This is a genomic window from Brevibacillus borstelensis, assembly GCF_036700025.1.
GTDB classification, from domain to species: domain Bacteria; phylum Bacillota; class Bacilli; order Brevibacillales; family Brevibacillaceae; genus Brevibacillus; species Brevibacillus borstelensis.
The window spans coordinates 1,543,669-1,562,277 of sequence record NZ_CP144922.1; the positions used below are offsets into that span (position 1 = coordinate 1,543,669).

An 18,609-nucleotide genomic window follows, 5' to 3' on the forward strand; every position below is an offset into this window, starting at 1 on the left:
AAAGGGTATCTCCTCTATTGTTATGTAGAGGGGAGCAAACCTGATGGATTCCTATAAACACTTTACCCTGCGCTTCTGGCTGGTCTTTTTGTTTTCCGTCTCGACGTTTTTGATCGTGCTGAGCTGCGGCGCCGGCATCTATCTGGTGGTCAAGCAGGTGATGACAGATGACATCCTCGACATCAACCGCGCCTATAGCGAGAAGATGGCCCAGACTACCGATCTTATGTTTCAGAGTATGAAAAAGAATCTGGAGACGAGCGCCGGCGAGATCGCCCCTCTTCTGAAAGATCGCCAGAGGCTGCAGCAACATTTGAAGCTGTGGCAGGAAAGCACGTTGTTCTTCAATTCCATCTTGGTCGCAAACAGCAAGGGAAAGATTCTCGCAACGGAGCCGAGGATGGAAGTCGATGGGCGATTTCTGATGTCGAGCGGTGCGAGAGAAGCGCTGGAAAAGAAAAAAACAGTAGTGTCGCAGCCATATAAAGCGATTACGGGCAGACTGATTGTTTTGGTATCCACGCCTCTGTGGGACGAGAACGGAAATTATGCCGGTTTTCTGGGCGGAACGTTCTACCTGGAGCAGGACAACACGTTGCATGAGTTCCTCGGCAAGCATTTTTACGAAGACGGCTCATACTTGTACGTTGTCGACCAGAATGGCACGCTTATCTACCACCCGGAGGAGGAAAGAATCGGTCAAATGGTAGACGGCAACAGCGTCGTCCAAAAACTGATGGACCAAAAATCGGGCGCGGAGCGAGTGGTCAATACGCAAGGCGTCCCGATGCTGACCGGGTACGCCTATGTGCCATCCGCCAATTGGGGGATCGTTTCCCAGACTCCGGAAGAGGAAGCGCTGGCTCCAACCCTGAAGGTCGTCCTCGACATGTTTGGATATATCAGTCCCTTCTTCATTTTGCTACTCTTGATCTCGTTCTCTCTGACCCAGAAAATGGTCAATCCATTGCGCCAATTGGCCAACTACGCCAAAAGCGTGCGAACGGCGGGAACAGAGGTACAGCCGTTTCCGACGATCCCGACCTGGTACTACGAGGCCGAGCAGATCAATCACGCTTTTCAGCAGTATGCGGAGACGCTGCGCCACAAAATGAACGTGATCAAACGAGAGTCATTGACCGACCCGCTGACCGGACTTGCGAATCGCAGATACATCGAAAATACGTTGCGTCAGTGGACGGAAACGAAAAAACAGTTTTCGGTTCTTCTGCTGGACGTAGACGGATTCAAAAAGGTAAATGACGAATTCGGTCACCAGACCGGAGATGAGGTATTGCGCTTTCTCTCCCAGGCGATGAAGCAGCATGTGCGGAAAGGGGACATTTGCGGCCGCTACGGCGGAGAGGAATTTATCGTGCTGCTGCCGGAGACGAGTGCAGAAACGGCGTATCTGATGGCAGAGTCTCTGCGGATGTTTATGAGCGATACCGTCAGTCCCACGGGCGAGCCTGTGACGATCTCGCTTGGAGTGGGGACGATCGCCCCGCAGATCGATACAAAGACATTGCTGGCTCTGACTGACGAGGCCATGTACAAGGCAAAACAGGAAGGACGAAATCAGACGAAGCTGATGAGAACCATTGTGTAGCCGATCCTTAAAAAGCCCGTTCTTTGACGAAATTTGGTCAAGCAGCGGGCTTCTTGCTGTCAACATCCAAGAGAGAGCCGGTGCGACTCAAATCAAGAGGAATAAACAGAGACCTGTCCCAGTAATTATGTAGTATATTTCAGAAAATTCAAAACAACATAAGGAGAGATGAATGGTGAAACGCTGGTTTCCCGGACTTCTGGCGACGATTGTGTTGTCACAGGCAGGTATTGTATCGGCTGCTGCTTCCCCAGTCGGTCAGGTACCGTTTCTGAAACGCCCGTTTATCCCTGCGCAAGCATCCTTTGAGGTAAAGCAGTACGCATATCCGGAGACCAAGCCGATACAAGCTGGCAAGTTTGACATCCAGCACTATCCCCTTTACGACGAGGTGCTGTATTGGCTGGAGACGTGGGCGAAGCAGTATCCTGATCTCGTAGAGCTTCAGTCAGCGGGGAAGTCACTGGAAGGCAGGGACATCTGGCAAATTACGATCACCAACAAAAAAACCGGTACTGCTACCAGCAAGCCGGCTATGTGGGTAGGGGCAAACCGGCATTCCGGAGAAGTGACGACAAGGGTGGCTGCGCTGCATTTTGCGCATGAACTCCTCTCCAAGTACGGGAAGGACCCTGAGATTACCCGCTTGCTGGATACCCGCACATTTTATGTGAGACCTGTTGAAAATCCCGACGGCTCCGAGCTGTACCTCAATACCATTCAAACCAATCGCTCCACCAATCGGCCCGTTGACAACGACGGAGACGGCATCATGGACGAAGATATTCTGGAGGATTTGGATGGTGACGGCTATTCCCGGCAAATGCGTCAGTATGTCGGGATGGGAAAGGGGGACTACATAAAAGACCCGTCTGACTCGTCCGGACGTTTGATGAAGCAGGTTGGAGAAGGAAAAGGAGACTATCGGGTATTGTCCGAGGGCATCGATAATGACGGCGACGGAAAATACAATGAGGATGGCATTGGCGGTTTGGACATTCACCGCAATTATCCGGAGAACTGGCGGCCCATGACGGAACAGACCGGGATGGGATGGACCCAGGGGGGAGCGGGAGAATATCCGTTATCCGAACCGGAGATGCGGTCAGTCGTCTTGTTTCTACTGGAAAATCCCCACATTTCGGTCGTAGAGACGATGGATACCACGGTGCCGATGCACCTGCGTCCCCCATCCACCAGCAAGAGTGAGGAGTCCATGTTTCCGGAAGATCTGAAGTACTATGAGCATTTGGACAAAAAGGGCCAGGAATTGACCGGCTATCCGTGGGCGGGAGACGTTTACTACACGTACCACACCCGCAGGGGCGGCTCGGAAGGGACACCGCTGTTCGGGCATTCGCCTGACTGGGGGTACTTTCAGTATGGAGCGATCTGGTACGGTGACGAGCTGTGGGGGAAACAGGAGTATGTCAAAGACTACAACAAGGACGGCAAGACCGATGAATTGGATCAGCTATGGATGAATGATCACATACCGGAATTGAAGGGCAAGCTGTTCCAAAACTGGATGGCCTACGATCACCCGCAGTTGGGGAAGGTAGAAATTGGCGGCTGGAACCCGAAATTTTGGAACCAAAACGCTCCTGCGGGAAGCTATTTGAAACAGGCGGTCGAAAAACAAAGCAAATTCAATCTGGAGTTGGCCAAATCGCTTCCATTGCTGGTCGTTACAAAGACAGAGGTGAAAAAGAATCAGGACGGTACTTCAACGGTGAGTGTGACGGTGACAAATGAAGGCTTTTTGCCAGATGCGTTAAAGCAGGCATGGCTCGTCAAAATCGTGCGCAAAGGCTCCGCGAGCATCGAACTGGGGGATGGACTGGCTTTGGCCGACGAGAATACGGATAAAATCCAGGATGCCGGATTCTTTGGAGGCGCCTTGGAAGAGGAAGAGCGGACGAAAACATTTTCCTGGACCGTCAAAGGAAAGGGGAATGCCGAGGTGACCATTCGCTCGACACGTGGCGGGACCGTGAACGTGGTGATACCTGTCAAATGAGACTCCCACGGCTAGAACCACAGGCTTTCAGTCGGCAATGTCTGTAAAGAAAGCACCAAACGAATGAGGGGCTGTCCAAAAAAGCAGTGAAGCTGCTTGACGGAAGAGCCCCTCGTCTCTTTTCGTGCGCCTACACCATCTTCACTTGGAAATGGTCAAGTCCATTTTTTTCATGCGCTCCTGTCAACAAATCGTTGCAACTTGCACAAGGCCCCAGCCCGTCTGTTTCATTAAGAAGGCAAAGAGGCAGATGCCTGAAAAAAACAGGGCGAAGGAGGCAGCCATATGAGCACGATCCCCGCTAAAAGACGATGCAAGCGAGTACACCGGTACCTTTGGCTAAGGCTGCTGCTTACCCTGACGATAACAGCTACGATGCTGTGGCTTTTTTTCGCGTCGGCCCCGAGCATAAGAGCGACATGGCTTTGGAACACGGAGCTGATCGCAGAAAAGGGTGAGGCTATCCTTTCTTTTGCCGAAGAAAACGACATCAACAGAATTTATCTGCACATCGATCAAAAGAATGTGCCGCCGGAAGCGTATCGCACATTCATCAAGGAAGCGAGCGCAAGGGATATACAGGTGGATGCCCTTGGCGGCGACCCTGCCTGGTCGCTCGTCTCCAGTCAAAAAAGCATTGCCTCCTTTATAGACTGGGTGCATGTCTACAACCGTGCTGCGGCTGAAGACGAGCGCTTCACCGGAATTCACGTCGACATCGAGCCGCATGTGCATCCGCAGTGGAAGCGTGACAAGGAAGCCTTGAAAAGCCAATGGATGGAAAACATGCAGCTTGTGGTCCAGGAGACGAAAAAAGATCCCGCTCTGCAGGTGAGCGCCGATATTCCATTCTGGATGAACGAGCTGCCTGCGAGCGAGACGCAGAGCGTCAGTGAATGGCTGATCGGGCAGCTCGATCATGTGACATTGATGGCCTACCGGGATTACGTGGAAGGCTCCAACGGGGTGCTGGACATCTCGAGCCGCATCCTGGACGAAGCAGGATATGATCGGCAAAAAGTGGTGGTCGGCCTGAATGTGCTGGAAAGCGACGAAGGGGACCGGACGACGTTTTATGAAGAAGATACCAAGATCATGCGAGAGCAGGTAAGCATACTCGAGACGCGGATGAAGAAATACTCCGCTTATGCGGGATATGCGATTCATGATTACGAGCAATGGGAAAAGAAAAGCAGGCGTGAAAAAGAACGGTCCTCAGCCAAGAAAACATCGGCGGAATCTGAAGAAAAGCCAAAGGAGGGCAAGAGTGCGGCCGAGGAAAAAACATAGTGTAGTGGAGATGCTGCCGGTAGAAACTCCCTGCAAATTAGGCTATGATGAAGGCAATCTTGAATGTGATCATGCAGCCAATCAGGCAGAACACATATGAACGTAAGCAACTCACGCAGTTTCCAAAATCGCAAGCGATTGTTGGAGACAGGAGAGGAGACGAGCAAAGTGAACCACATCCGTTATGAGCGCAGACGGTATACGAACGGACAGACACCGATCGAAGAGCTGAAACGCTTATCCGAAGCATTAGGCGGCCCTGCCATCTATATCAAGCGAGATGATCTGCTCGGGCTTGCAGCGGGAGGAAACAAGACGCGCAAGCTGGAGTACCTGGTGGCGGATGCGCTCAAGCAAGGTGCGGATACGCTGATTACCTGCGGAGCCGTACAGTCCAACCACTGTCGGCTGACTCTCGCCGCAGCAGTGCGGGAGGGGCTGCGCTGCCAGTTGGTGCTGAGCGAACCGGAAACGGGGGGCTACAATCCCCAGGCGAGCGGCAATCATCTGCTCTTTCACCTGATGGGAGCCGAGAAGCTGCAGATCATTCCTGCGGATGGGGATATGCCGGCGGAGATGGAAAAACTCGCTGCAGCCCTGGAGAAAGAAGGACGAAAAGCGTACCAGATCCCGGTCGGCGGCTCCAGCGAGGTAGGGACACTCGGGTATATGGCTTGCGCCGAAGAGATCGAGCAGCAGGCATGGGAGATGGGCATTCCGTTTGACTATGTGGTGACCGCGACGGGAAGCGCCGGGACGCAAGCCGGACTGATCGCCGGTTTTGCCGCCCGCCAATCCTCTGCTTCCGTCATTGGCATCAATGTCAGCCGGGACCGCGAAACGCAGGAGAAAAAAGTCCATGAGCTGCTGCTCTCTACGGCAGAGCTGGTTGGACTGAAGGGAGAATGGCCTGCTTCGCTGGTTCGCTGCGAGGACGAATACGTGGGCCCCGGCTATGCGATTCCGACACCTGAGATGGTGGAGGCCGTGAAGCTGCTGGCCCAAACCGAGGGGATTCTGCTCGATCCGGTCTATACAGGAAAGGCCATGGCCGGTCTGATCGGGTTGATTCGCAAGGGAGCGTTTCGCAAAGAGGATCGGGTGTTGTTCCTGCACACCGGAGGGGCACCGGCGCTGTACACTTATGCAGATGTGTTCTTAGCGGAGAGATAAGGTATGAACAAGTCCGTAATCCGTAATAAGAGGAGAAATTACGCCTGCCTTTTGTCGCACTCTCCAGAAGCCGACGCAATGATGCGTCGGTTTTTTTATCTCCTCTGCCGAAAACTGATCCATAAATGTAATGAATTACAAAAGATGGAATTTAAATAACGGTACGATACATACAGAACGAAAATAAGAAGATGAAGCACAAAAATGCGATTATGAAAATAGATAGAATGTAACATTTATGCAGGTTATTCATTGACGATATGTAAGGTTAAGAAATTTCTATTTTTTCTTATATTTACAGATAAGATAGAAATAGAAAACATACAGGGGGGATTTTCGTGAGTCCAAAAAAGTTGACTACCGTGCTGGCGTCCATGCTGCTCCTCAGCATGTCGCTTGTCGGCTGTAATTCGCAAGGTACAGCTCCTGCTCAGAACAACCAGTCGGGCGGCAATACCGCATCGTCCGGCGGCAGCAGCAGTGGGGGCGGCGGGGGCGGCGAAAAGATATTGATCGCCACGCAAAGCCCGCTTTCCGGATCACAGTCCGCCATCGGCGATGCGATCAAGACCGGAGCCGGATTTGCCATTGAAAAGCGGAAAGAGGAGTTCAAGCAGCTCGGCTTTGACTTGCAGTTGTTCCCGCAGGACGATCAGGCTGACCCGAAAATTGGCGTATCCAACGCGGAAATGCTCGTAGCCAACCCGGATGTTTTGGGTGTAGTCGGCCATTTCAATACGGGCGTAGCGATCCCCTCTTCCGTAAAGTATGAGTCGGGCAGTCTGGTCATGGTATCTCCGGCAAACAGCGGGGTTACATTGACGGAGGAGGGCAAAAAGACCGTTCACCGGATCTGTGCCCGCGATGACGCCCAAGGTCCAAAAGGAGCCAAGTATGCCAAAGAAGTGCTCGGCGTGAAATCCGTCTTCCTGATCCACGACAAGACCGCTTACGGGCAAGGGCTGGTCGATCAGGTAAAAGCGCAGTTCGAGAAGGACGGCGTTCAGGTACTGGGCTACGAAGGGGTAAACCAGGGCGAGAAGGATTACAATTTCGTCGTGAATACGGCCGTCGCCAGCAAGCCCGACATGATCTATTTCGGAGGCATCTATCCGGAAGCGGGCATCATCGTGAAGCAGGCGAGGGAAAAAGGATATACCGGCATGTTTATGGGCGGGGATGGCATCGATTCCCCTGACTTGATCAAGATCGCCGGAGCCGCAGCCGAAGGCGTCTATCTGACTGCTCTGGCTGGAGACGCGAAGCAGTCCGAGGAAGGCCGCAAATGGGCGGAAGAATATGAAAAGGTAATGGGCAAAAAGCCGGGAACCTATTCCGACTACGCATATGAGTCGGCCAATGTGATTCTCGACGGACTGGCAGCCGCCATCAAAGAGAACGGCGGGAAAAAGCCGACCCGCGAGCAGGTTCTGGAAAAGGTCCACAGCACGAAAGATTACCAGGGCAAATTCGTAAAGGTCACCTTTGACGAGAAAGGCGACAACGAGTTCGCGGATGTCTTCATGTACAAGTTTGAGAAGGAAGGCACGAAGTTCATCGGAAAAATCGAATAGGAGAGTTATGCAAGAGGGGTTCTGCAAATTTGACAGAGCCCTTCCTTCCTGTCTATTATATACCCATAGGGGTAAGGGGATTGCGCATGCAAATCCTCCTTCCCAGCAAAAAGATCGGCCGGCATAGGTCAGGAGGAAGCCAAAATGAAATACGGAGACAATGTGAAAAACCGCCTGAAACGGGTAGAGGGGCAGGTCCGGGGAGTCCTCAGCATGATGGAAACAGACAAGGATTGCAAGGAGGTCGTCAGTCAGCTCTCGGCCATTCGCTCGGCTGTGGACAAAGCGATCGCCTTGATCGTGGCGGAAAATTTGGCGGCATGCATCAAGGAGGAGCTGGCGGAAGGCAGGGATACCGATCAAGTCGTGCAGGAAGCGATTCAACTGCTGGTCAAGAGCCGATGATGCACTCGGTCTTGACAGCAAAACGCGGCTTACAATATACTAATAGGGGTAGGGGTATATAACGATTGGGAAGCCAGTCTGTTTTTTTGATCTCATAAATACCCCTGTAGGTATAATGGGAGGAAGGAGTTCAAAAATGGAAGCTCAAAAGCAGACGACCATGGTCGTATTCAGCGGTGATCTGGACAAGGCGATGGCCAGCTTCATTATCGCAACCGGAGCTGCAGCCATGGGAAACAGGGTAACGATGTTCTTCACCTTCTGGGGCTTGAACATCTTGCGAAAAGAGCAGCATGTACCGGTGCAAAAAGGATTTTTGGAGAAAATGTTTGAGCGGATGATGCCCCGTGGTCCCGGAAAACTGGGGATTTCCAAGCTGAACATGGGCGGAATGGGCCGGACGATGATGAAGCACATCATGAAGAAAAAGAACGTGGCTTCGCTGCCCGAGCTGATCCAGCTTGCCAAGGAGCTGGATGTGGAGATGATTGCCTGCACGATGTCCATGGACGTCCTGGGAATCAAGGAAGAAGAGCTGGCAGACGGCCTGAAATTTGCAGGAGTGGCAACCTATTTGGCGGAAGCCGAACAGTCCAGGGTCAATCTGTTCATTTAAGCGAAACATTTGGAGCCGTACGTGTTTGAAAGCAAAGAGTGCCGGATCATAAGGGGAAAAAACATCCAAAGCCGTTTCATAGAAGGCTGATTTCCCTGGTGGCTTCTTTCGGCATTTTATATACCTATATGGGTATATGCGTATATAAAGCATGTGATCCTGACCTGCCAAAGCGGGATGAGAAGCAGGCAAGCAGCGAGGATTTTGCTGAAAAACGGGATGAAACAGGTCAGCCATTTGCGCAACAGGCATGTCAGGATGGACAGGAGCAGTGAAAAAGTAGTTTTGCCCGCATTCAAGCTTAAAACAACCAGGAGGTGATTGATATGTCAGCAGGAGCAATAAACGCAATTCAACTGAACGAAAAGGTGGAGCAGGGTGTTTTCCTGCTCGATGTGCGCAATCCGGAAGATTTTGCGGACTGGAAGATCGAAGGGAAAGAAGTGCGATCTATCAATATCCCGTACTTTGATTTCCTTGACGACAACGAAAATATCTACGGACAGCTTCCCGCTGACGAAGAGATCGTCGTCATTTGCGCCAAGGGCGGAAGCGCCAAAATGGTGGCCGATCTGCTGGACGAGAAAGGCTTTCAGGCGAGCTATCTGGAGCAAGGCATGCAGGAGTGGAGCCAGTTTTACCGCCCGGTGACCGTCATGGAGGAAGACAACCTCAAGCTGATTCAGGTAAATCGGCTGGCAAAGGGCTGCCTGTCCTACATGTTGATCTCAGGAGGCGAAGCGCTGGTCGTCGATCCCAATCGGCATATCGAGGAATACTTGTCGCTAGCCGAGCAGGAAGACGCCGCCATCAAATACGTCCTCGATACGCATCTGCACGCCGACCACATTTCGGGTGGCCATGAGCTGGCCGAAAAAACCGGGGCTGTCTACTACATCTCCTCCAGCGAGATGCAGGGCTCCGAACTCTCTTATGAGCCGCTGGAAAAGCAGGGCATGCTGGAAGTCGGCCGTGCCGAGGCAAAAATTCTCGCTGTTCCTACGCCCGGACATACCCCGGGGAGTGTCTCCGTATTGGTAAACGATCGCTACCTGCTCTCCGGCGATACCATTTTTGTCGGCGGCCTCGGCCGACCCGATCTGGGCGGCAAGGCGGCAGAGTGGGCGCAAGCCTTGTACGACACGGTGTTTACCACAATCGCTTCCCTGCCGGACGACGTGCTGGTGCTGCCGGCTCATTATGCCGAAGCAAGCGAGATTCGGCGGGAGGGATATGTGGGAGCGCCGCTCGGAGAGATCCGCGGAAACAACGAAGTGATGCGGACGGCAAACCGTGATCGATTTGCGGAAAAAGTCGCTCATGCCGTCGGAGCGACGCCTCCCAACTACGAGGAGATCGTCGAAATCAACCGCGGAGCTGCCAGTGCATCTCCGGAAAAGGCGACAGAGCTGGAGATCGGGCCCAATCGCTGCGCCCTTCACCACGGTTAAACCATTGTAAAGAGAACAAAACCAGGAGGCTGCCAAGGAGGTCATATTCATGATAAACGTAGACGTATTTGTAGATGCAAAAGGATTGTCCTGCCCGATGCCAATCGTCAAGGCGAAGAAAGCGATGGATGCGATGGAAAGCGGGCAGGTCATGCAGGTGGAATCCACCGACAAGGGCTCCGTCAACGACTTTCAGGGCTGGGCTCGTTCCAACAGCCATGAGGTGTTGAAAACGGAAGAGGAGGGTGGAGTATATCGGATATTTGTGAGGAAAGGCTGAGGCGAATAAAACAATTCGGGGGCCGGCTTCCGCCATAGTGTCAGGGGAAGCCGGCTTTTTGCAGCCTGTTTGTTTCATCGTTGCCGATCCATATTTTCTGTTGATAGCGGAAGTCTGAAAATTATTTTTATGGAGAATAGTTTGTGTTGATTTTTTGTTTCAAAGTCGTATAATGATTGTAAAATGGCAAAAGATACCTGCGATGCTCATGATTGGATGAGCTGATTCATACTGGCTGAAATAGGCATCGCTTACAACAACATTTGTGATAAAGGGTGATGAAGCCGTGCTGAGCGGAGGATTGCTGCGAATCCGTGAATACTTGCAAGATATAAAGCCGTCCGAGCGGAGCGTGGCAGAGTACATCCTGGAGCATCCGCGGGAGGTCATCCGCATGTCGGTCAAGGAGTTGGCGGAGCGGAGCAACGCCAGTCCAGCCGCGATTATCCGCATGTGCAAAAGCATGGGCCTGGAAGGCTTCCCGGAGCTGAAAATACGCATCGCGGCCGATCTGCAGTCCCCTTCCGCCGGAGAGGACGAGTACAAGGAAATCCGTCCTACCGACGACATTCCCACCCTGATCGAATCCGTCACTGCCAATCACATTTTCTCCCTGCGCGAGACGATCAAGGTTCTGGATCCAACTGCCGTCGAACAGGCGGTTCGGGCCATGTATCGGGCACGCCGGATCGACTTTTTCGGAGTGGGCGCATCCCAGTTGGTCGCTCAGGACGCGCAGCAAAAATTTTTGCGCATCAATAAAATGTCGACGGCACACGCCGATGCCCATCTGCAGATTACTTCCGCTGTCACGCTGACGGACAAAGACGTGGCTGTCGGCATCTCCTATTCCGGGGAGACCCGCCAGGTTTTATCCGCGATCAAAAGGGCGAGGGAAGCGGGAGCAGTCACGATCGGCATTACGAAGTTCGGGCAAAATTCGATGTCGGCGCTGGCAGACATTCACCTGGCCACGGTTTCATCGGAGGCAGACATGCGCAGTGCCGCCACTTCGTCCCGCATTGCCCAACTGGCTGTCATCGACATGCTGTTCATGGGGGTAGCCGCGCAAAGCTATGACAAGGCTGTATCCTCATTGCGAAAGACCCGTCAGGCAGTGCTTGCCGAGTTTCGCACCGATTAGGCAAATCCTATTCAGAATATTGAGACTATATTACCCTGCATATCCGCCGTTCTTTGACTAGCAGATCTGCCGCATTGGCGCTTGTTCAGTCAGCCAGCATACCGTACCCGTGATCCCACTCTATTCGCACTACAGACCGCAGGCAATACCCATACCTTATTGGCAATACATTTTTAATAGATAAATGGAGGGGTCTGCATTGAAACGAAAGAGGAGCTTTTCACTTTTTTTGTCGGCACTCTTGTCTGCCGCCCTGCTGATTACGGCCTGTACCGGTCAGCAGGCAAACACTGGCGATCCGCAGAATGCGAAGAACGATTCTGAGCAGATCGTACTGAAAATGGGGTACTACTCCGATCCTCCCACGCAGAAAAAAATGGAGGAGCTGCTCGCGAAGTTCATGGAGAAGCACCCGAATATCAAGATCACGACAGAAACAGGGCCTCACGCGCAATTTTTCCAAAAGCTGAATACGCAGATAGCAGGAGGCAATGCTCCCGATCTGTGGCTGAGCGACGGGGTGAAGGTGTTTGAATTCGCCGAGCGCGGCGCTGTCAAGGACTTGCGCGAACTGATCGAAAAGGACCTCAGCAAAGAGGAGTACTACGGCATGGACGCCAACAAAGGCCCAGGCGGCGAGGTTTGGGGCGTTCCGCAGGGAATCCAGATCGGGGTGCTCTACTACAACAAAGCCCTTTTTGACAAGGCGGGCCTCAAATACCCGGATGCCAACTGGACGTGGGATCAGGTGAAGGAAGCGGCCGAACTGATGACCATTGACGCTTCCGGAAAAAATGCCAAAGATCCTTCCTTTGATCCAAACAAGGTTTCGGAGTACGGCTTCACCATCTTCAGCAGTCCGGTCGGGGTGAGCCGAGGCTGGTTCCCGCTGATGAAAACGTTCGGCGGCGGCGTGCTGGACAGCAGCCTGCAGAAGGCCGTTCTCGACACGCCTGAAAACAAACAGGCGATCGAGTGGATGGTAGACGGCATGAAGCGGGGGATTTTCCCCGATCCCGTCGACCTGCAAAGCTTCCAGGACCCGTTCAAGCCTTTCCTGAGCGGCGTGTCCGGAATGCAGATCGACATCTACGCCGCGCGGGTAAAAATGCGCGAAGCCGGACTGAACTTCGATGTGGCGCCGATTCCGGCAGGACCTGGGGGCAAACGCTTTGCACCGAGCATCGTCAACTCCTGGGTGATCAGCAAAACGGCCGACGAGAAAAAGACCCAGGCAGCCTGGGAGTGGATCAAGTACTGGGCGACGGACGACGAGGCGCAGAGGGAGTGGGCGTCGCTTGGCGAAGCCATTCCGGTCAAGAAAAAAGTGGCCGAGGAGGTCCTCACTTCCGATACTTCGCTGAACGCGAAGGTTTTCTTGGACAGCATGGAATTCGCCGGTTCCCTCGATGCCAACGCTGTATTTGGCGAATGGCGCAAAGCGTTTGACGAGTCCATGTTCCCAGCGTTTTCCGGCGAGGAGAGCGTCGAGCAAGGCTTGAAAAAGGCCAATGAGGCCGTGCAAAAGGTTCTGGATGGATTCTACAAGAAATAAAAAACGCTTACGGGGGATAGGCAGACATGAATCAAAATACACAACTCACTGGTGAATGGAAAACCGATGAGCGGCCTGTACCAAAGCCCCGAAAACGAAAGCGGCTCGACAGTGAGGGGAGATGGGGGATTTTACTCATCTCCCCGTATCTGATTCACCTGATCGTCTTTGTCGCGTTCACTTCCATCGCATCGCTGTACATCAGCTTTACGGACTATGACATGCTGAATCCTCCCGAGTGGACGGGACTGGCCAACTACAGCAAGATGATCGACGATCCGCTCTTCTGGAAGGCGCTGAAGAACACGCTCTACTTCACGATCCTGCTCGTTCCGATCAAGACAGCGCTCGCTCTGGTGCTGGCTGTCGCGCTGAATCAAAAGCTGAAAGGCTTGAAGCTGTACCGGATCGCTCACTTCATCCCGGTCATCTCGTCCTGGACGGTTATCGCCTACGTAGCTGACTCGATTTTCAATCCGCGCTTCGGCTGGGCCAACAGCCTGCTTGTCAGCCTGGGACTGGAGCCGAAAAACTGGCTGGCCGATGAGCAGCTGGTCATTCCCGTTCTCGTCGCGGTGGCGATATGGAAGGGCGTCGGCTACATGATGGTGCTGTTTCTGGCCGGTTTGCAAAACGTGCCGGGCGACCTCTACGAGGCAGCGGAGATCGATGGAGCCGGACCCTTGCAAAAGTTCTGGCGCATCACAGTGCCCCTGATCTCGGGGACGACCTTTCTCGTGCTGATCCTGAGCACGATCAGCTCGTTCCAGAGCTTTGAACAGATTTACGTCATGACGGCAGGAGCGGTCGATGGCGTGGCAGGCGGTCCCAACAATGCCAGCCTGGTGCTGATGCTGCACCTGTACCGCGAAGGCTTCACCTTCTTCCACATGGGCTACGCATCCGCGATTGCCTGGGTGCTGTTCCTGATCCTGTTTGTCTTTACATTTATGCAAATGAGACTGCAAAAACGCTGGGTCCACTACGATTGAGGAAAGGGGGCAGCCACATATGAGCATACGTAAAATACTCGCCTATGCCGCTATCGGAATCAGTTCGGCCATCATGTTCATTCCCTTCCTGACAGCACTGTTCAACTCCTTGAAAACAGTGGGCCAATTCAACAAGTATCCGCCGGAGCTGTTCCCCGATCCGATCAAGTGGAGCAACTATTCGGAAGTATGGGAACTGGCCAATTTCAGCACCTATACGTTGAACAGTCTGACGGTGTCGGTGCTCTCCATCCTGGGGGCGATCCTGTCCAGCTCGATGGTAGCGTACGCTTTTGCCCGGCTTCAGTTTCCATTCCGGGATACGCTCTTTATGATCGTGCTCGGAACGATGATGATTCCCGGCGTCGTCACGATTATCCCGCAGTTCATCATCTTCAAGCAGCTCGGCATGCTGGATACGCTGATGCCGCTCTGGGTGCTGGAATGGCTGGGACAGCCCTTTGGCATTTTCCTGATGAGGCAGGCGTTTTTGGGAATTCCCCGGGAGTACGAAGAAGCGGCCAAGATCGACGGCTGCAATCCGTTCCAGATTTACTGGCGGGTCGCCCTGCCGATGTGCAAGCCGTCGCTGGCTACGCTCGCGATTTTCACCTTCATGGCGAAATGGAACGAAATCCTCGCTCCCGTCATCTACATCACGACCCGGGAAAAATACACCCTGCCGGTCGGCATTCTGTCGTTAAAGGGGCAGTGGACAGGGGGGAACGACCAGTACCTGGTGGCTGGGGCGTTGATCAGCCTGATCCCGATCCTGATCGTATTTCTGATCGCCGAGAAGTATTTTGTGGAAGGAGCCAGAAGCTCCGGGCTGAAGTAAAAGCTGGCTTCCAAATGAACGGAGGAGCAATATGGAATATCATCCGTGGTCGTCAAAATGGCTGGACGCCGTATGTCAGCTTTGGAATGAGCAGTGCGGCGACCGTTTTCCGATGAGACCCGAGCTGCTTCGGCAGAACAGCCTGGATGATCCGCATCTGCTGCCGGAGGGCTCATGGGTTGCCGTAGAGAAGGAAAACCAGCGGCTGGTCGGCGTCGTCATCGCCAAGAAATGGAGCGAAGCAGATCCTGTCACATGGGGAAAAGGCTCGGGCTGGATACAGGCTCTCCTGGTGGACCGGGCTTGCCGCAGGCAGGGGATTGGCGCAGAGCTGCTGAAGCGGGCGGAGAGTGCGCTCTTTCAGCAGAACGTCGAGAAAATCAGCCTGGGGAGCGATTGGTGGCACTATTTCCCGGGTGTTCCCGACGAGGAACAGGAGACGATGCGCTGGGCAGAGAAACGGGGGTACATCGCCGGGAAGCAGCTGTTTGATTTGATCTCCTCGCCGGAGGAAACAGCGGGTAACCGGTCAGCATCCGGCGTCGGGCAGCCTGCGACAGGCAAGGAACAGCTCGCATTTAGCGTCGGGCAGCCTGCGACGGGCAAGGAACAGCTCGCATTTAGCGTCGGGCAGCCTGCGACAGGCAAGGAACGGCCAGCATCCGGCGTCGAGCAGTCTGTGTCCGGCAAAGAACGGCCTGCGTTCGGCACCGAGCTGCCCACCTTTGCGGAAGTCACGTTTCGGGAAGGCAAGCCCGAGGACCGCGACGCGCTGATGGCCTTTTTCAACAGATGCTTTCCCGGACGGTGGGAATACGAAGCGCTCTGCTATTTCGAAAAAGGAGGCACCGGACGGGAATTTGTCCTCGCGGAGAAAAACGGGGCGATCATCGGCTTTTGCCGGATCAATGATGCCCGCTCGCCCATTATCGCCCAAAATGTGTACTGGGCTCCGCTCTTTGCCGACGAACTGGGCGGGATCGGCCCGCTCGGAATCGATCCGCAGGAACGAAAATACGGGTACGGTCGGGGAGTTGTCGAGGCGGGGATATACTTCCTTCGGCAGCGGGGCATCGAGCGGATTTGCATCGACTGGACCGACCTGGTGGACTTTTACAGAAAGCTGGGCTTTGAGGTGTGGAAGGGGTATCGCAGCTACTCCAAAATCTTGAACGTGGGGTAAAAGAAATCAAGGGGACACTTCCACCCAAGACTCTGCAAGGAAGCCAAGCTGCAGCAAAGCTGCCTCAACAACGGTTGAGGCAGCTTCTTTTTTCTGCGGCACGGTACTCAGATCATTTTACGCTGAAAATAAACGAATCCGGACAGGAAAAACGCGATGAAGCTGCCCAAAATGACGATGAACAGCGTTTCTGGCGGCACGCCCAACACCCCAGGTTCGGCTTGTTGCGCCCCCGAGAGCATGGCAATCATTGGCTGCGCCCACGGGTACCACGGGCCGTATTTCTCGGAGTTGACCAGCAGGATGTTCGGCAGCGTGAAGATGGCGCTTACCGCCATCGGTGCAGCGAAGCTTGACCAGGCCACGGAGACGGCGAGCTGCAGCGCAGCCAGCGGCATGCAAGCCACCCACCCCCCGACGAGGCTGCTGACAAGAATATCCCAGGGAACAGCTGCCGAGTAACCCTTGACCGTTCCGACCGCCAGCAATCCTGCGAGCAGAAGGCATTGGGTCAAGAGTAGCAACCCTATCACCCAAACGAATTTCACCACATAGACGGTACCGCGGGAAACGGGCAGCGCAAGCATCTGCTTCCATCCGCCGCCGACATGCTCGTAGCGGCAGACGAACGCAGACAGTACCCCGGTCAGCAGCGGCAGAAACAACAGGCCGTGAGGGGCCGCCATCATAGTGTACGTCATTCCCCATGCCATCTCTTCCATCTCTGGAGCGATTCGCATCCCCAATCCAAAGATCGTGGACAATGCAGGACTGACGAATACCAGCAGCCAGATCGGCGATTTCCGCAATTTCAGCAGCTCAGATCGGAAAAACCTCCACATGGCCTAACTCACGTCCTTTCGGATGAAATGGATGAGACCGATAACGTAAATGACCAGCCCCAGGAGCAGGCCCGGTCCAGCCGAATAGAAGGGTTCGTTCCACTGATTTTCAAGGTAGAGCCATTTCAGCGGAACCCAATCACCCACCGCTGTCCCGAACAGGCAGAGGACAGAGAAAAGAACGCCTGTCGTCAACGGAATCGCCTGATTTTTGATCGTGATCGAAAGCCAGGTTTGCAGTGCGGCAAAGGGCATCGCCGCAAGGAATGGCAAATACGACTTGACCAGCAGCGTGACAAGCGGAATATCGGTGCCGTATCCGAGGGCGATGCCGAGAACCACTGTGCCGGCTGCCAGCAATGTGCAGGCGCACACCAGAAGCGTGCAGAGCAGGGTGAACTTGCAGGCAAAGACGCACCACTTCGATACGGGCAAGGCCAATGTCTGTTTCCAGGCGTTCGTCTGGTGCTCGATGCCCGCAATCATGGAGGCGACAATCGCAATCCCCATCAGCAGGGTCGGCACCGAAAGCTGGTGCACGTTTCCGATAACCGCCCCCCACAGATCGTCGGCATACCGCTTGGTCAAGTAATCGTACCGGAGGAAAAAATTTAGTGCCTGCAACCCCACAACGCCGAGCGGGCCGAGCGCGATCAGAAGCCAGATCCCTTTGCGGCGGATTTTGAGCCATTCGGATGCCATCACTCCCCGCATCATAAGCTGTCGCCTCCACCGGTCAGCTCGAGGAACATGTCTTCCAGAGAACGCTTCTCCTCTTCCACCCGATACACGGAAATATCGTTGTGCACAAGAAGTTTGACCAGCCGGGCCAGCTGCTCGTCGGATTCGTGAGGCAGCAGCAGCCGATTTGCATCGGTCAGCTCCCATTCCGCCTGGATTCCACTGGCAAGCAGCATCTTCCATGCGGCCTCGCCTTGATCGACGCTTATTCGGATACGGGAGCCCGAGTGCTGCCTGAGCGCTTCGATCGAATCCTGAAAAATCAGCTTGCCCTGGGCGATAATGCCGACCTGCGTGGCCATCTGCTCTACCTCGGACAATAGGTGGCTTGATACCAGAACGGTCATGCCAAGCTGCTTCGGCATGCTCTTGATCAATTCGCGCATCTCCAAAATGCCGGAGGGGTCCAGGCCATTCGTCGGCTCATCCAAAATGAGCAGCTCCGGCGAGCCAAGCAGCGCCGTCGCGATGCCGAGCCGCTGCTTCATCCCGAGGGAAAAGCCCTTGACCGGCCGCTTCGCTTCCTTCGTAAGCCGCACGACCGACAACACCTCGTCGATCCGGGATCGCGGCACATCCAGGATGCAGCGTACCGCCTCCAAATTTTCATAGGCCGTCAGGTGTCCGTAGTAGGACGGATATTCGACCAGCGATCCGACGCGCCGCAGCACCGACAGCCTGTCCTTTTGCAGATCGCGTCCAAAGATCCGCACGGTGCCGCGAGTCGGCCGGATCAGGCCGAGCAGCATCCGGATCGTCGTTGTCTTTCCCGCGCCGTTCGGCCCGAGAAAGCCGTAGATTTCACCTTGGCCGATCCGCAGGTCCAGCCGATCGACGGCCATTTTATTTCCCAGCTTCTTTGTCAATTGATTGGTTTCGATTACGGCTTCGCTCAT

At 54.2% G+C, this 18,609-nt stretch carries 17 protein-coding genes; 14 read left to right on the forward strand and 3 right to left on the reverse strand.

Translation table 11 applies throughout. The annotated features are described in order from the left end of the window. Positions 1 to 43: 43 nt before the first annotated feature. From V5G20_RS07180 to V5G20_RS07245, 14 genes are all read left to right on the forward strand, one after another. Positions 44 to 1,609 carry a sensor domain-containing diguanylate cyclase gene (locus V5G20_RS07180; RefSeq protein WP_338463300.1) on the forward strand — a complete coding sequence of 522 codons (1,566 nt, stop codon included), beginning with the start codon at positions 44 to 46 and terminating at the stop codon, positions 1,607 to 1,609. A 175-nt stretch (positions 1,610 to 1,784) separates the two neighbouring features. Continuing rightward, entirely contained in the window at positions 1,785 to 3,629 is a 1,845-nt protein-coding gene (locus tag V5G20_RS07185) for a M14 family metallopeptidase (RefSeq protein WP_003389593.1), read from the forward strand. A 285-nt stretch (positions 3,630 to 3,914) separates the two neighbouring features. Continuing rightward, positions 3,915 to 4,919 (forward strand): hypothetical protein, encoded by a 1,005-nt coding sequence (locus tag V5G20_RS07190; RefSeq protein WP_338463301.1) that lies wholly within the window; start codon positions 3,915 to 3,917, stop codon positions 4,917 to 4,919. 168 nt (positions 4,920 to 5,087) lie between these two features. After that, on the forward strand, positions 5,088 to 6,092 hold the full coding sequence (locus V5G20_RS07195; RefSeq protein ID WP_172920580.1) for a D-cysteine desulfhydrase: 1,005 nt from the start codon (positions 5,088 to 5,090) through the stop codon (positions 6,090 to 6,092). A 338-nt stretch (positions 6,093 to 6,430) separates the two neighbouring features. Continuing rightward, on the forward strand, positions 6,431 to 7,666 hold the full coding sequence (locus tag V5G20_RS07200; RefSeq protein ID WP_422387992.1) for a branched-chain amino acid ABC transporter substrate-binding protein: 1,236 nt from the start codon (positions 6,431 to 6,433) through the stop codon (positions 7,664 to 7,666). Between the two features lie 144 nt (positions 7,667 to 7,810). Continuing rightward, a complete protein-coding gene (locus tag V5G20_RS07205) occupies positions 7,811 to 8,071 on the forward strand; it encodes a metal-sensitive transcriptional regulator (protein ID WP_003389588.1) in 261 nt (86 codons plus the stop codon). A 136-nt stretch (positions 8,072 to 8,207) separates the two neighbouring features. Continuing rightward, complete coding sequence (locus V5G20_RS07210) at positions 8,208 to 8,687, forward strand: DsrE/DsrF/DrsH-like family protein (RefSeq protein WP_003389587.1); 480 nt, start codon at positions 8,208 to 8,210, stop codon at positions 8,685 to 8,687. 326 nt (positions 8,688 to 9,013) lie between these two features. After that, positions 9,014 to 10,138, forward strand: a complete 1,125-nt coding sequence (locus V5G20_RS07215; protein ID WP_227277485.1) for an MBL fold metallo-hydrolase — start codon at positions 9,014 to 9,016, stop codon at positions 10,136 to 10,138. 49 nt (positions 10,139 to 10,187) lie between these two features. Further along, positions 10,188 to 10,418, forward strand: a complete 231-nt coding sequence (locus V5G20_RS07220; RefSeq protein ID WP_003389585.1) for a sulfurtransferase TusA family protein — start codon at positions 10,188 to 10,190, stop codon at positions 10,416 to 10,418. Positions 10,419 to 10,707: 289 nt separating this feature from the next. Continuing rightward, the gene (locus V5G20_RS07225; RefSeq protein WP_031931911.1) at positions 10,708 to 11,562 is read left to right on the forward strand and encodes a MurR/RpiR family transcriptional regulator; all 855 of its coding nucleotides are present in this window, start codon (positions 10,708 to 10,710) and stop codon (positions 11,560 to 11,562) included. A 199-nt stretch (positions 11,563 to 11,761) separates the two neighbouring features. Beyond that, on the forward strand, positions 11,762 to 13,117 hold the full coding sequence (locus V5G20_RS07230) for an ABC transporter substrate-binding protein (protein ID WP_003389583.1): 1,356 nt from the start codon (positions 11,762 to 11,764) through the stop codon (positions 13,115 to 13,117). 26 nt (positions 13,118 to 13,143) lie between these two features. Then, the gene (locus tag V5G20_RS07235) at positions 13,144 to 14,109 is read left to right on the forward strand and encodes a carbohydrate ABC transporter permease (protein ID WP_003389582.1); all 966 of its coding nucleotides are present in this window, start codon (positions 13,144 to 13,146) and stop codon (positions 14,107 to 14,109) included. A 19-nt stretch (positions 14,110 to 14,128) separates the two neighbouring features. Then, positions 14,129 to 14,947 (forward strand): carbohydrate ABC transporter permease, encoded by an 819-nt coding sequence (locus V5G20_RS07240; RefSeq protein WP_003389580.1) that lies wholly within the window; start codon positions 14,129 to 14,131, stop codon positions 14,945 to 14,947. Between the two features lie 31 nt (positions 14,948 to 14,978). Further along, the gene (locus V5G20_RS07245) at positions 14,979 to 16,130 is read left to right on the forward strand and encodes a GNAT family N-acetyltransferase (protein WP_338463302.1); all 1,152 of its coding nucleotides are present in this window, start codon (positions 14,979 to 14,981) and stop codon (positions 16,128 to 16,130) included. 107 nt (positions 16,131 to 16,237) lie between these two features. On the opposite strand, the gene V5G20_RS07250 is transcribed toward V5G20_RS07245, so the two are convergent. From V5G20_RS07250 to V5G20_RS07260, 3 genes are read right to left on the reverse strand one after another with little or no spacing between them, the layout of a single operon-like run. Beyond that, positions 16,238 to 16,972, reverse strand: coding sequence for an ABC transporter permease (locus V5G20_RS07250; protein WP_122958494.1), 735 nt, complete (start codon positions 16,970 to 16,972; stop codon positions 16,238 to 16,240). A gap of 3 nt (positions 16,973 to 16,975) precedes the next feature. Then, positions 16,976 to 17,689, reverse strand: a complete 714-nt coding sequence (locus V5G20_RS07255; RefSeq protein WP_003389576.1) for an ABC transporter permease — start codon at positions 17,687 to 17,689, stop codon at positions 16,976 to 16,978. Continuing rightward, positions 17,686 to 18,609 (reverse strand): ABC transporter ATP-binding protein, encoded by a 924-nt coding sequence (locus tag V5G20_RS07260; protein WP_024983416.1) that lies wholly within the window; start codon positions 18,607 to 18,609, stop codon positions 17,686 to 17,688. The genes V5G20_RS07255 and V5G20_RS07260 overlap by 4 nt, the downstream gene beginning before the upstream one ends.

Coding starts and splice junctions, on each gene's coding strand:
- V5G20_RS07180 (WP_338463300.1), top strand. CDS start 44: ATGGATTCCTATAAACACTTTACCCTGCGCTTCTGGCTGGTCTTTTTG.
- V5G20_RS07190 (WP_338463301.1), top strand. CDS start 3,915: ATGAGCACGATCCCCGCTAAAAGACGATGCAAGCGAGTACACCGGTAC.
- V5G20_RS07205 (WP_003389588.1), top strand. CDS start 7,811: ATGAAATACGGAGACAATGTGAAAAACCGCCTGAAACGGGTAGAGGGG.
- V5G20_RS07210 (WP_003389587.1), top strand. CDS start 8,208: ATGGAAGCTCAAAAGCAGACGACCATGGTCGTATTCAGCGGTGATCTG.
- V5G20_RS07215 (WP_227277485.1), top strand. CDS start 9,014: ATGTCAGCAGGAGCAATAAACGCAATTCAACTGAACGAAAAGGTGGAG.
- V5G20_RS07220 (WP_003389585.1), top strand. CDS start 10,188: ATGATAAACGTAGACGTATTTGTAGATGCAAAAGGATTGTCCTGCCCG.
- V5G20_RS07235 (WP_003389582.1), top strand. CDS start 13,144: ATGAATCAAAATACACAACTCACTGGTGAATGGAAAACCGATGAGCGG.
- V5G20_RS07240 (WP_003389580.1), top strand. CDS start 14,129: ATGAGCATACGTAAAATACTCGCCTATGCCGCTATCGGAATCAGTTCG.
- V5G20_RS07245 (WP_338463302.1), top strand. CDS start 14,979: ATGGAATATCATCCGTGGTCGTCAAAATGGCTGGACGCCGTATGTCAG.
- V5G20_RS07250 (WP_122958494.1), bottom strand. CDS start 16,972: ATGTGGAGGTTTTTCCGATCTGAGCTGCTGAAATTGCGGAAATCGCCG.
- V5G20_RS07255 (WP_003389576.1), bottom strand. CDS start 17,689: ATGATGCGGGGAGTGATGGCATCCGAATGGCTCAAAATCCGCCGCAAA.
- V5G20_RS07260 (WP_024983416.1), bottom strand. CDS start 18,609: ATGAGCGAAGCCGTAATCGAAACCAATCAATTGACAAAGAAGCTGGGA.